Origin of the sequence: Pollutimonas nitritireducens (assembly GCF_002849615.1) — a bacterium.
Lineage (GTDB): Bacteria > Pseudomonadota > Gammaproteobacteria > Burkholderiales > Burkholderiaceae_B > Pollutimonas > Pollutimonas nitritireducens.
Genome location: NZ_PDNV01000005.1, coordinates 1 through 13,161 on the forward strand (window position 1 = coordinate 1; position 13,161 = coordinate 13,161).

The 13,161-nt window shown below is 57.2% G+C and carries 13 protein-coding genes; 4 read left to right on the top strand and 9 right to left on the bottom strand.

The window, feature by feature from the left end; all coding sequences use genetic code 11:
- Window positions 1-319: 319 nt before the first annotated feature.
- Entirely contained in the window at window positions 320-544 is a 225-nt protein-coding gene (locus CR155_RS08015) for a hypothetical protein (RefSeq protein WP_439650423.1), read from the bottom strand.
- A complete protein-coding gene (locus tag CR155_RS08020; protein ID WP_102069499.1) occupies window positions 541-1,710 on the bottom strand; it encodes a PepSY-associated TM helix domain-containing protein in 1,170 nt (389 codons plus the stop codon). The genes CR155_RS08015 and CR155_RS08020 overlap by 4 nt, the downstream gene beginning before the upstream one ends.
- A 236-nt stretch (window positions 1,711-1,946) precedes the next feature.
- Here CR155_RS08020 and CR155_RS08025 point away from each other — a divergent pair, with 236 nt between their 5' ends.
- On the top strand, window positions 1,947-2,723 hold the full coding sequence (locus tag CR155_RS08025) for a DUF72 domain-containing protein (RefSeq protein WP_102069500.1): 777 nt from the start codon (window positions 1,947-1,949) through the stop codon (window positions 2,721-2,723).
- 28 nt (window positions 2,724-2,751) lie between these two features.
- On the opposite strand, the gene CR155_RS08030 is transcribed toward CR155_RS08025, so the two are convergent.
- A complete protein-coding gene (locus CR155_RS08030) occupies window positions 2,752-3,558 on the bottom strand; it encodes a DUF72 domain-containing protein (protein WP_102069501.1) in 807 nt (268 codons plus the stop codon).
- A gap of 348 nt (window positions 3,559-3,906) precedes the next feature.
- Window positions 3,907-5,118, bottom strand: a complete 1,212-nt coding sequence (locus CR155_RS08040; RefSeq protein WP_102069503.1) for a PQQ-dependent sugar dehydrogenase — start codon at window positions 5,116-5,118, stop codon at window positions 3,907-3,909.
- A 124-nt stretch (window positions 5,119-5,242) separates the two neighbouring features.
- Here CR155_RS08040 and CR155_RS08045 point away from each other — a divergent pair, with 124 nt between their 5' ends.
- Window positions 5,243-6,595, top strand: coding sequence for an NTP/NDP exchange transporter (locus CR155_RS08045; protein WP_102069504.1), 1,353 nt, complete (start codon window positions 5,243-5,245; stop codon window positions 6,593-6,595).
- Entirely contained in the window at window positions 6,592-7,548 is a 957-nt protein-coding gene (locus CR155_RS08050; protein ID WP_102069505.1) for an aldo/keto reductase, read from the top strand. Before CR155_RS08045 ends, CR155_RS08050 begins: the two co-directional genes overlap by 4 nt.
- A gap of 173 nt (window positions 7,549-7,721) precedes the next feature.
- On the opposite strand, the gene CR155_RS08055 is transcribed toward CR155_RS08050, so the two are convergent.
- From CR155_RS08055 to CR155_RS08065, 3 genes are read right to left on the bottom strand one after another with little or no spacing between them, the layout of a single operon-like run.
- Complete coding sequence (locus CR155_RS08055; RefSeq protein WP_102069506.1) at window positions 7,722-8,486, bottom strand: enoyl-CoA hydratase/isomerase family protein; 765 nt, start codon at window positions 8,484-8,486, stop codon at window positions 7,722-7,724.
- A 45-nt stretch (window positions 8,487-8,531) separates the two neighbouring features.
- The gene (locus tag CR155_RS08060; RefSeq protein ID WP_102069507.1) at window positions 8,532-9,731 is read right to left on the bottom strand and encodes a CaiB/BaiF CoA transferase family protein; all 1,200 of its coding nucleotides are present in this window, start codon (window positions 9,729-9,731) and stop codon (window positions 8,532-8,534) included.
- A gap of 25 nt (window positions 9,732-9,756) precedes the next feature.
- Window positions 9,757-10,731: a Bug family tripartite tricarboxylate transporter substrate binding protein gene (locus CR155_RS08065; RefSeq protein WP_102069508.1), complete on the bottom strand. Its 975-nt coding sequence runs from the start codon at window positions 10,729-10,731 to the stop codon at window positions 9,757-9,759.
- 149 nt (window positions 10,732-10,880) lie between these two features.
- Here CR155_RS08065 and CR155_RS08070 point away from each other — a divergent pair, with 149 nt between their 5' ends.
- Window positions 10,881-11,864 (top strand): LysR family transcriptional regulator, encoded by a 984-nt coding sequence (locus CR155_RS08070; protein ID WP_102069509.1) that lies wholly within the window; start codon window positions 10,881-10,883, stop codon window positions 11,862-11,864.
- A gap of 17 nt (window positions 11,865-11,881) precedes the next feature.
- Here CR155_RS08070 and CR155_RS08075 read toward each other — a convergent pair whose 3' ends face one another.
- Both CR155_RS08075 and CR155_RS08080 read right to left on the bottom strand, forming a co-directional pair.
- The gene (locus CR155_RS08075) at window positions 11,882-12,610 is read right to left on the bottom strand and encodes a PfkB family carbohydrate kinase (protein WP_102069510.1); all 729 of its coding nucleotides are present in this window, start codon (window positions 12,608-12,610) and stop codon (window positions 11,882-11,884) included.
- A gap of 9 nt (window positions 12,611-12,619) precedes the next feature.
- On the bottom strand, window positions 12,620-13,066 hold the full coding sequence (locus tag CR155_RS08080; RefSeq protein ID WP_102069511.1) for an RpiB/LacA/LacB family sugar-phosphate isomerase: 447 nt from the start codon (window positions 13,064-13,066) through the stop codon (window positions 12,620-12,622).
- Between the last annotated feature and the right edge of the window lie 95 nt (window positions 13,067-13,161).

Sequence of the window (13,161 nt, forward strand, 5' to 3'; positions counted from 1 at the left end):
TCGTACCGTGCGCAACTGGAAGCGCATAGACAAGGTCTGGCTCAACCCGGATAAGGTCAATGAAGAGCTACCGGAAACCATGAAGCTTGTTGCATGAAAAAGCGGACATCATTGTTGACAAACACCGGTTGCGTGGTGACGGTGATCGGTGCCAGGGTGCGCGTGCCGCCTTGTAACGCAGGCGGAGCAAGCTGCGCCCAGGCAATCGGCATGCCTGCCGTAAGCGAACATGAGAGCCAACTCGTTGCGGCGAGGACGCGTACAGCCGGCCGGGCCAATGTTTTGCAAGGCATATACATTCTGTTCCTAGTTTTGGTGGTCAAATTTGCGTGTCGCAGGGCCCCGGACTTTTCCTCTGGCGTCGCGGAAATGACCAGAACCAGGCACCGGTTGCGACCGGTACTGCAAGCGCCAGCCAGGCCAGCCAGTGCCAAATATCGACGCCCAGCAATGCGGCCAACAAGCCGAAACACGTCAGCAGTCCGAGCACAGCAGGGGCGCCCCAAAGCCGCCACGTTGCGACAGGTCTTTTACCCGTCATCATGACCTCGCCGCGGCCGGGCTCGGCGGGGAGTTACGCGCCATCCGTTCGATACGGGCATCATTGGCCTTGCGGCGCGCGATCCACAGATAAAGGCCGCTGGCCAACACCACGATCGTCAATAGATCGAGCAGGACCCAGATAATCTTCAGAGGTATGCCGCCGTAATCGCCAAAATGAAGAGGGCGCGAAAGCTCGAGGAGATTCAGGTACCAGGGCGGATGCGCCACAGCGGTCACGTCGCCCGAACCTGCATCCACCAGCACTGGCGTGAATAAGTGGCCGGTCAGCGGCGTGCTGCCCTTGGTCCAAATCACGTAGTGGTGGGAAGTGGCGTAACGGTTGCCCGGGTAGCTGATGCTGACCACTTCATTGCCCGGAATTGCGCCGGCGGCGGCCGTTACGGCGGCGTCCATGGACGTATGTTGTGACGGCGGCGCGTCGTTGCGATATGAAGCGATCAGTTCGGAGACTTCGGTGGCCTGCCATAGGCCATACAAAGGAGTAGCCAATTCATTGATGACGCCGGTCACGCCCACGACAGAGGCCCATACCAGCGTAACGGCGCCAAGCAGGTTGTGCAGGTCCAGCCATTTCAACCGTGCGGAACGTTGCTTGCGCACGGTGCCGAACGACAACTTTTTCATGAAGGGTCCGTACAGCACTATGCCGGAAATGATGGCGATGACGAAGAGCAACCCCATAAAGCCCAGGAATAATTGGCCGGGCAGTCCGGCGAACATGTCCACGTGTAGCGCGAGCATCAGACCTAGAAATGTGAACTGCTCCTGGGCGACCGTGTCTCCGTCCTGCAGCAGCGCACCGGTATGGGCGTCGAAACGCATGTAATGATGCTGCTTTGGGTCTGATGCATGGGACGGAGACATGCCGACGTAGACCAGCGGTTCGTGATCATCCATGTACACATATTCGACCACTTCGCCAGGGTACTGTTGACGCGCACTCTGAACGATACCGTCGAGGCTGGTGCGCGGCGTGCCTTGGGCGACTACGGCATAGGGCTTGCCGTCATCCAGCACATGCTCGAGTTCCTCGTGAAAGACCAATGGCAGACCAGTGATGCAGATCACCAAGAGGAACAGTGTGCAGACCAGGCTGGACCATTTATGGACCCAATACCAGGACTTAAGCGACGCGGGCGCCATCATGCTGGCCAGGCCATGCGGGGAGGAACGCTGGCGTCTTTCGAGATTTCCTGTATGGCAATGCCCACGGTCAACCATTTATTGAATGAGAATGATTCGTATTATAATTTTATTGATTTTTGCTGTCAACCAAAGAGTTTCGTGGCGTCAGCAAAGTTTCCCTAAACGCAACCGTTCGCGTTTGGGTACCGAAGTTACGATGTGAATATTTTCACTATGACCATGAGGAGCGCAAGCTCATGACTGACACTATCTCCCATTCACGCGTTTGTTCCGGGCAGGCGATTTATGTCGGGTGCGCCGGCTGGGGGCTGGCTTCCGGAGTAGCTTCGCGTTTTCCCAGCGAGGGTAGCCATCTTGAACGATACGCACAAGTATTCCCGTCGGTGGAAATCAATTCTTCGTTCTACCGCCCACATCAACCCAAAACCTATGCGCGTTGGGCCGCGAGCGTACCGGATGCATTTCGGTTTTCTGTCAAGATTCCCCGCAGCATATCGCATGAACTCCGGCTGCGGGAAGCGGACGCCGCCATGCGCGCGTTTGTCGACCAGACCGCCATGCTGGGCGATAAGCTGGGGAGCCTGCTTCTGCAGCTGCCGCCTAGCCTGGCCCTGCACAAAGCAGTGGCAACGGATTTTTTTTCCATGTTGCGTCGTCTTACGAGCGTGCCTGTCGTCTGCGAACCACGCCATACAAGCTGGTTCACCCCCGCGGCGGCTGAATTGATGAGGGACGAAGGTATAGCTTGTGTTCATGCGCACCCGGCCCCGGTATCGGGCATTGAGCCCCGAGGCGACCCGCATACCCTGTATATCCGCCTGCATGGTGCTCCGCTTATGTACTACTCCGCGTATGACGATGCGTTTATTGATGCGGTAGCCGTGAAGATCGCCGCTACGTGCCGGTCACGCTGTCAGGCCTGGTGCATATTCGACAATACGGCGCGAGGAGAGGCCATACCCAATGCGCTGACCTTGATGGAACGTTTGAGAGCGATACACCCGGCGACCTGAAGTGCCCGGTTTCCAGCGAATGCGCTCGTCAGCCAATATGTTTGATAAGCGCCGACGCTGCCATGGGATTCAAGACTTTGTGGCCGCCGATGACATACAGGTAGACATTGCGCTTGTCGGCATCGGGCATGGCCGGCGCAAGCGGACTCAGGCCCTTTGGCGTTGCGCCCTTGGCCCACGCCTTTGCACGCTGTGACCACAGCTTCAGGGTAGCCGAGGGATAGCCAAGCGCCTCGCCCTCTTGAGTGCCCATCAGCCGGATATAAACGAATGGCGCGGTTGTGTCCGCGATTAAAGGGTACTGGGAGTCCACGTCCATCACCACGGCAACGCCATAGCGCCGGGCCAAGGCGATGAATTCCGGCGTCCGAAAGCTGTCGTGACGGACTTCGACGGCATGATGCAGAGCAAGACCATCGATACGCTTCGGGAGCAACTTGAGGAACGCCTCGAAGTCGCCAGCATCGAATATCTTGCTGGGCATAAACTGCCAGTTGATCGGGCCGAGCTTGTGTTTCAGTTCCGTCACACCACCTGACAGAAAACGCTCGATTGATTTTCCAGCTTCCGCCAGTACCTTGCGATGGGTAGCGTAGCGGGGCGCCTTTACCGAGAATATAAATGTGTCGGGCGTCTGCTCGTACCACTTGGCAAAGCTTTCCGGCTTCTGAGCTCCGTAGAAGGTGCTGTTGATCTCTATCGAGGTGAGCTGCCGGCTGGCGTACTCGAGCTCGCGCTTCTGGGGATGGCTTTCGGGATAGAAAGTGCCTCGCCATGGTTCGTATGTCCATCCACCTATGCCGACGCGTATCGTGCCGCTGTTTGTCTCGTTCATGAGGGTCCTCCGAGGGGTCGTCAGTAACCGGGCTAAAATCGCTGAAAATAGAGCATTTATTTTGTTTCTTCGTAAGTTTTCAGGAGCAGAGGGTTGATCAGTTTGGCTAGCGGTATCATGCTTGTAGTCGCGTTCGCCGCGGCGTTTATTGTGTCCCGGCTGATTGTAAAAACCCGGACAGCGCGCGCCGCTACGCAAGCGCGGCTGCACATGGAGTCTATTAGGCGCAATGCGCCACCGCCAGCGCCTTCCAAGAATAAAAGCAAGCGGCGGCGACAACAACGTACGCAAGGCTAACGAGGTATCCATCGCACGCCAAAAAGTGCAGCGGCTTTTAGTGTCGAATCCCTATTCTTTCAATCCTACTTTCAGGAGCTGGCCCGGCGACGCGTCGGTCAATACGTAAACATAACCGTCAGGGCCGACACGCACATCGCGGATGCGCGCGTCCAGGGATTCGAGCAGCCGCTCTTCGCGCACGACGTTATGGCCATCTAGCTCAAGCCGTATAAGGGCGTGTTCCTTTAACGATCCAATGAAAAGCGACTGCCGCCAGGCAGGGAAGCGCTTGGCGTCGTAGAAAGCCATGCCCGATATTGCCGGCGATACTTTCCAAAAATGGATGGGCTGTTCCGTTCCCTTAACGTGGGTGCCTTTCGATTCGGGTATGGCGGAACCACCGTAATCGATGCCATGGGTTGCCAGTGGCCATCCATAGTTTTTACCGGCTTCCGGAATATTGATCTCATCGCCGCCACGTGCGCCATGCTCATGCGTCCACAGCCTGCCTGTCCAGGGATTGAGCGCCGCTCCTTGTTGATTGCGATGGCCGTACGACCAGACCTCTGGTCGCGCGTTTGCGTTTCCGACAAAGGGATTGTCGTCGGGAACTCGTCCGTCGGGCAGGAGCCGCACCACTTTGCCTTGCAGTTTGTCCAGGTCTTGAGAGGTTGGACGTTGATTGTTCTCGCCCAGGGCAATGAATAAGTACCCTTGTCGGTCAAACACCAGACGCGAACCAAAGTGCGCACCGGTGGACAGCCGGGGCATCTGCCGGAAGATAACGGTGAAGTCTTCCAGTCGGCGCCCATCAGCCGACAAGACGCCGTAGCCTACGGTGGTGCCTGCTTTACCGTCATTGCCGCGTTCCGCATAAGACAAGTACACACGCCGGTTTTTTACAAAGTCCGGAGCCAGGACGACATCGAGCAAGCCGCCCTGCGACCGCGCATAGACGTCAGGCACGCCAGCTATGGGTTCAGACAGCGTGCCGTCCGGTTTCCACAACCGCAGCCGCCCCGCTTTTTCGGTGATCAATGCTCCAGCGTCCTCTGGCAGGAATGCAATTGCCCAAGGGTAGTCCAGGTCAGTAAGCAGCTCAGTGACGATGAGCGTGCCTTTCTCGCTGGGAAAGCTGCTGGGAGCCGGAGCCTGCGCATGGGCCTGCCAGGCAAGCAGCGGTAGTGCAGCGGCGCAGAGAAAGCTGTGCAATGTCCGGCGGAAAGCCGGCCCGATAGCGAAGTGGTTTTTTCTGATCGAGCTGGTGTAAGGTAGCGTCATGAGAGCTCTCCGGGTTGGAATGATGGAAGAGGCTGGCTGCTTGTCTGCCTTCTAAAACCATATCACGTAGTCAATACATATGGCTGCCGATCGCGGGGTGGCGTGCAAGCTAAGAGGGCGGTGCATGGCCATTACATTACAACGCCTGTTCAATGTCCATCGCGCGGAGGTCGCGCCGGTGGCCCTGTCCGTGCTGTTTTTCTTTTGCGTGCTGACCGCGCTGATGATGCTGCGGCCTGCGCGCGAAGCATTGGGTATGCAAGGCGGATTGGATGCAGTCCGATGGCTGTTTGTCGGTACCGCGCTGGTGACGCTGCTCGTCAATCCCGTATTTGGAACGCTAGTAAGCCGATTTCGCCGGATCGTGTTCATTTCTGCCACGTATTTGTTCTTCGCGTCCAGCCTCGTGGTTTTCTACCTGTTGATTGTCTTTACGCCTGACGTTGTCGGCCTGATCACCGGCCAAATCTTCTATGTCTGGTTCAGTGTCTTCAATCTATTTTCTTCCATGGTCTTCTGGGCCTTGATGTCCGACCGGTACTCTCTGGAACAGAGTAAACGGTTTTTTGCGCTGATCGCCGTGGGGGGTACTCTGGGCGCCATTTTTGGCCCATGGCTGGCTTCAGTCCTCGCGGCGCCACTGGGCACCCCGGCTCTGCTACTGGTGTCCAGCGGCTTCTTGATACTGGCATTGTGCGCGGCAACCATGCTGGTCCGCATCCAACCTGCGCATACAACGCAGGATGACGACGAGTTGGAGGGGCGGCCACGGCCCGACGCCGGCGTTATCGGCGGCGGTGCATGGGACGGGATCAAGGCAGTGTTCCAGTCAGGATACCTGACCGGCATTGCGGTCTACGTCGTGATCCTGGCCGTAATGGCCACCTTTCTTTACTTCACGCGGCTGCAAATGGTGGCAGCCCTGGGCGGTGGAGTGGACGCGCGCACCACGCTTTTTGCCCAAATCGACTTGATCACGCAAATTGCCACCCTGGTGATCCAGGTCCTAGTATCGGGCCATCTGATGAAGCGCCTGGGTGTCCATATCACCCTTGCCCTGCTGCCCGTCACCGCATTGCTTGGATTTGTCGGACTTGCGTTGGCAGGTTCATTGGCTGCCTTGATCATTTTCGAGTCGGCGTTCAGGGCGGTGCAGCGCGCGATCATGCGTCCCGCCCGGGAAACGCTGTTCACCGTGGTCAGCGCGGAAGACAAGTACAAGGCCAAAGCCTTCATCGACACTTTCGTCTATCGCGCTGGCGACGTGGCAGGTGCCCAGCTGGAGGGCGCATTGGGTCGCCTGGCAATGGGACTGGCCGCCGTGGCCAGCGTCGCCGTACCTCTGGCCATCGTCTGGGCGGTACTTGCGCTTTGGCTGGGCCGCACGCAACAGCGGATCGCGGTGTCCGACAGATCCGGGCATATCCCTGCAGGCTTGCCTTCCCCTAACACGCTTGGTAAAGGAGCTTCCACATGATCTCTCGTCGTGATTATTTGAGGCTGTGCATGGCAGTCAGTACCGGCTCCATGCTCAAGTCCGCCTCGTTGTGGGCAAATGAGAAATCCGGTATGGCGTCCGGTATCTTGATCACACGGCGTATCCCGTCTTCCGGCGAGACGCTCCCCGTGGTGGGCTTGGGCAGCTCGGCGACGTTCTCCAGCGCGGCGGGCAGTCACGATGTTGAAGCGTTGAAGCAGGTATTCACCGCCATGGTGGAACGCGGTGGATCGGTTTTTGATACCGCGCCCAGTTATGGCGCATCGGAATCCGTGGCGGGAGGAATCGTCAATGACATCGGCATTCGGGACAAGGTGTTCTGGGCGACCAAGCTCAATGTTGCCGGCTATGGCGGGGGAAAAGCAGATGTCGCGCGGGCACGGGCCCAGATCGAGGCTTCATTCAACGCGGTCCGCAAACCCGTTATCGACCTTATCCAGGTGCACAATCTTGGCGATCTGCCTACTCAGTTGCCGCTATTGAAAGACCTGCGCGACCAGAAACGGATACGCTACATGGGCGTCACCACGACATTTCCGAGCCAGTACGACTACCTGGAAAAAGTGATGCGCGATGAGCCGCTGGACTTTATCGGTGTGGATTATGCAATTGATAACCGGATTATGGAGGAACGTATCTTGCCACTGGCGCAAGACCGCGGCATTGCCGTGCTGGTGTATGCGCCGTTCGGGCGCTCGCGTCTATTCAGTTTGGTGAAGGGACACGAGGTGCCCGGCTGGGCTGACGAGCTGGGCATCCGATCCTGGGGTCAGTACTTTCTGAAATTTGTAGTGTCCCACCCGGCAGTCACTTGTGCGACCCCGGCGACGAGCCGCCCAAAGAATATGGTGGACAACATGGGCGCGGCGTATGGAGACTTACCGGATGCGTCCATGCGGAATCGCATGGCCCAGCACATACAATCTCTGTAACGACGGTTCACGGCGCGGAAATATCCGCAGTCCGGCGCTTGGCTGCCTGCGCGCCCGTCAGTCAGCTCGATCATCGTGGAAGATGGTTGTCGCTACCGACTAGGCATCAACGTGAAGTTCTAGTGCGGTTACAAGGTGCAGGCGCCTTTCGGGCCGGCGTCTCGGGGTGTCCTTCACCAGACAGGCTTGCGCTTTTCCACAAAGGCAGCTATGCCTTCTTTGGCGGCTTCGGTTGCAGCGACGTTGCAGAAACTGTCTGCTGCAGCAGATACCGCCTGGCGATAGCCATTGTCATTTGCATGCATGAATGCAGACCTCCCGAACCTGACGACTTCCGCCGATTTGTCGCGCAGGGTCTGCGCAAGCTGACGTGCGCCTTCGAGCTCCTGGCCGTCCCCGGTCAATCGGCAAACCAGTCCCAGCGATACCGCTTCCTGTGCGTCAAAAGAGCGTCCGGTGAACAGAAGCTCAAACGCCCGGTGTCGGCCGATGATACGCGGCAGATGCGTGAAATGGATGGATGGAAGCACGCCGGCGTCGATTTCCGGATAGCCGAAAGTCGCTGTGCTGGAAGCCACAATCATGTCGCAGGAGATTGCAATAGTCATGCCGCCGCCACGCGCTGTGCCGCCTATGGCTGCGATTGTGGGCTTGCCCATATTGAACTGGGTTTCCGTCATCCGGACGTACAGGCGATCAAGCAGCGACCGTACTTTGCTGGTCTCACCCGTGTGAATGGCCGTCAAGTTCAATCCGGCCGAGAACCGGCCGGGAACCTTGCTTCCCACAATAACGGCACGAACGTTGGAATCGCGCGATGCCTCTTCCAGAGCTGCAAGGTAGTCCTCCAGCATGGTCTCGGATAATGCATTTACTGGCGGATTGTTGAACAGTATTTCTGCAACTTGATTGTTGACGTCATAGCTTAATGCGGACACCGTGTACTCCAATAGTTGAGCCTGCTGGTAGAGGGTGGTTCGATTCTACGCAGCACAGGCTTGTGTGATTATCCCGTGCTCCTTGAAGGACTGGATGTCTTCCCGGCTATAGCCGGCCTCGAGAAGAATCTCTTCACTATGCTCGCCGTGCAGCGGGGGAGGACGCGAGGCCGTCCGGTCCTTTTGCTGAAACCGGACCGGATGCCCGATATTCTGCAATTCTCCCAGCACGGGGTGGTTCGACGCCACGATCAGGCCGCGCGACGCGACCTGAGGATGCGACAGCGCCTCCCCTAGTTTATAAATCGGAGAGCAGGGCACGCCGACCGCGCTAAGGCATGATAGCCACTCTGATACTGTCCGGGTTTTCATTACGTCCTGCACCAGGGCTTCGGTTTTGGCCAAATTGCTCATGCGTATGGCATTGGTGGCAAAGTCGGGGTGGTCGACATAGCTATCCAGACCGGCGACCGAGCAGAATCGGCGCCATTGGGCGTCATTGCCAGCCCCGAGCATGATGGGTCCGTCCGATGCTTGAAATGCCTGATAAGGCGACATGGACGGATGGGCCGTTCCCATGGGTTTCGGGTTCACACCCGTGCGCCAATAACTTTGAGCCATATAAGACATAAAGCCCAGCGCCGTATCCAGAAGCGATATCTCGAGGTACACGCCCTTGCCGGTCCGTCCGCGTTCGATGACAGCGGCCAGCACACCGCTTAGACCGTGCATGGCCGTACCGATATCGACCGGCGAAAAGCTGGCACGTGCATAATGCCCTTCCTTTTCGCCGATGGTGCTGATCATACCGCTGAAGGCCTGCAACATGACGTCGTAGCCCGGCTCGTTCCCCATGGGTCCCGTTCGTCCGTATCCCGAAATCTCGCAGTAAATCAGTTTGGGGTTCAGTGCCGCCAGCGTTTCATAGTCAACGCCCAGTTTTTTTGCGGTGCCTCCCCCAAATCCTTGCATCACAATGTCGGAATTTTGAACTAGCCGGTGAACAGCTGCCAGACCCGCTTCCGTCTTGAGATCGACGGCCAGGCTGCGTTTATTGTGGTTGACGGCCAGGAAGACCGCGGATTGCCCATGGTCCTGGGGAAGCCACCCTCGCGTATCGTCGCCTGTGCCCGGCGTCTCGATCTTGATGACATCGGCGCCGAACTCTCCAAGATATTGGCTGCACAGCGGTCCAGCCAACACCTTGGTCAGATCAACGACTTTCATACCTTTAAGTGGCTTCATTTTTTGCCTCGCAGATGGAAGTGAATTACTCAGCCTTGATGCCAATGGATAGGGCGGCTTCACGCCACTTTTTCGTATCGCTGCTCATGAACGTATCCAGGTTTGCCGGTGCCACATAGAAATTTTCCACGCCGCGTGCTGCAACACTCTGACGGTAGGTTGGATCTTGCACGGCTTTATCAATTGCATGGCGCAGCTTGGCAACCACATCTGGCGGCGTTTTTGAAGGAACTTGCAAGGTGAACCAGAAATCGACATCCACGTCGCCAAAACCCGTTTCCTTCAACGTGGGCACGTCGGGCAGGAGCGCAGAGCGGTTCGACGATGTAATGGCAAGGGGCACCAACTTGTCGGCTTTGACCTGCGTGACGCTGGTGGTCATGCTGTCGAACATGAAGTCGATGCGGCCTGCCAACATGTCGGTAATGGCGCTTGCACTGCCTTTATACGGGATGGGCATGGCGGAGATGTCCGCGGCTTTCTCCAGCAAAGAGCCAAAAAAATGAGGTGAGCTTCCAGGGCCGAAGGTCGCGAAGCTCAGTTGCGCGCCGTTCTTCTTGCCTTTTTTGACCAGCTCTTCAACTGTCTTGATGCCGGACTCGGGGTGCACGACCAATAGGTTGGGTAAAGCCCCCGTGATGCCAACCGAAATCAGATCGCGGGATGGCTCGAAATTGGCGCTGGGATACATTAACGGATTCACCGCTTGCATGGCCGCTGTACTGTGGACCAGTGTTAAACCGTCAGGTTTGGCGTTGACGACGTTCTGGGTGCCAATGTTTCCACTTGCTCCCGGACGGTTGTCGATGACCACGGGCATGCCGAGCTCTTTTGAAAGGGGTTCGGCGAGCAGCCGTGCAATGAAATCGGTAGGGCCTCCTGCCGAGAACGGTACAACGATGGTCGTCGTTTTTCCACCGCCCAGCTGAGCCATAGCCGGCAACGAGAATGCAGCTGCAACGATTCCGACCAATAGTAAGTGGCGAGTTGTTATGTTCATGTCTCCATCCTGTTTGAGTTTTTGAACGTTATTCGGAACATCCGAGGCTGGATTCTGAACGCGAGCTGGGTATAGGTCAAAGATTAAATTTTCATGGCAGGTATAGTATTCTTGTATAGGTTGATCACTCATAGCCAGGGACAGTTCAAATGGCCTTCGATCTGCGAAGTCTACGAAGTTTTGTCGCCGTTGCCTCTACCGGGTCCATCTCGGGGGCGGCGCAACTGCAGCATGTCGCTCAGCCCGCGCTCAGCGTTCAAATCAAGCAACTCGAAGAGCAGTTGGGCACAGCGCTTTTTGAGCGGCACGCGCGTGGCGTAACGCTTACGTCCGCGGGTGATCGACTCTTGGTGCACACAATAGAGGTATTGAGACGTCTGGATGTTGCATTCGACGACGTACGTGGCGCTGTGGATGATCCTAGTGGCCGCGTTTCGATTGCACTGCCACAATCTGTCGCCAAATTTGTGACCGTACCACTCGTACGGGAGGTCGTGCTGCGATGGCCCAAGATTCAACTTCAAATGGTCGAAATGAGCACGGGCTATATTCCCGATCAGCTTATGCGTGGGTACATCGACATCGGTGTGACGTTCGGCGTTGAAGAAGATGTACGGATGAACTTCAAACACCTGATGGATGAAGAACTGGTGCTTGTGACATCACAGCGGGAGCTGTTGCGTCTGCGCCTGCCGCCGCAGCGCAACAGGACGGATGTCGCCTTGCGATCCATCGGATCGCTACCGATGATTTTGCCGACGGTAGCGCACAGTTTACGACGGCGTATCCAGACGTATTTGCTGGAGGAAAACGCAACGTTGAACGTGATTGCTGAAGTCAACGCCATACCCGAGCTAATCGAACTGGTGGCGGCCGGCGTCGGGTCCACCATATTGTCGTATGCAGCGGTTAACGACCATGTGGTAGCCGGACGACTACTCATGTTGCGGATCAACAATCCCCAGATGATTCGATCGATTTATTCCTGTCGGTCGGCAACATTGCCGATGTCGATAGCCGCGACGAAGGTCCAGGAACTGTTGCATGAAACCATTGGCCACGCTGTGGCCTGCGGCGCTTGGCCACACTTGCTTGATGGTCTGGGCAACAGCGCTGGCGAAGAGCAGGTGTGACCTTGCCGCGATTTTGTCTAGCCGGCCGACCCGTGGGGCAGCCCCGCCATGGCTTCTTCGATCTCGGCAGCGGTGGGCATGGATACCGCAGCGCCGTGCCGGGTGACCGAAATGCCGGCCAATGCGGCGCCAAACCGCATGGCTTCTTTTACGTGCAAGCCCCGGGACAAGCCAGCGGCGAAGCCGCCTGTGAACCCGTCCCCGGCGCCAGTGGTATCGATGCACTTGCCAGCGCTGAACGCAGGCGCCAGATAGGCTTCGTCTGCATTGCAAAGCAATGCACCTTTTTCGCCCAGTGTAATGATTACGTTGGCTGCCCCTTTTGCCAACAGTACATGCGCTGCCGCCTTGGCGCTTTCAATCGAGTTCACCTCAATGCCTGACAGGATGCTTGCCTCGGTTTCATTAGGCAGGAGGTAGTCGCACAGCGGGAAGACGTCGTCAGGTAACGCACAGGCTGGCGCCGGGTTGAGTATTGTGATTACGCCGTTCTTTTTTGCAAGTTCGAGACCACGCACAGCCGCTTGCACTGGTTGTTCGAGCTGCACGACGAAGACTGCGGAAGCAGCAATATCGGAAGCGTGGGTGTCGATATCGTCGCGGGTCATGTGTCGCGATGCGCCAGGATAAACGCAAATGCTGTTATTCCCGGATCGAGTGTCGACGAAGATGCTGGTAACGCCAGTCACTTCGTCGTTCACGATTCTTGCCTTGCTGCATATGCCTTCGTCTCGCCAGAGTGCGATAGTTCCCGGTCACGAAGACAGTTCCATCTGGTGGAGTTTCTCCACCCGCCGACGGCAATCTTCATCAGTGGAAAACTGCGCCTGCAGGTAGGACTCGACCAGATCGTTGGCCAGCCAGGGGCCGACAATCTGTGCGCCGATACACATGACGTTCACATCATCATGCTCGACGCATTGATGGGCGGAATGCACATCGTGACATACGGCCGCCCGGATACCCCGAACCTTATTGGCGGCGATACTGGCGCCAACAGCGGTCCTGCACACCATAATGCCGCGGTCCGCGGATCCGGCCTTGATCTGGTCCGTAAGTGCCCGGGCAATATCTGGAAAATCCCCAGGTTCGTCAGAATGACTGCCGACATCATGAATTTCATGTCCCATTCTTTTAACGGCTTCGATGATGGAACCTTTTAAAGACCAGCCGGCATGGTCGGAGCCGACGACTATACGCATATCGCTTCCTGATTAAAAATGTATTGGGTCTATTTGCTGCCGAGCATTTCCTTAGGCAGCTCGCGCCTCGGCGTTGCATTGTTCGCGAACTGTGC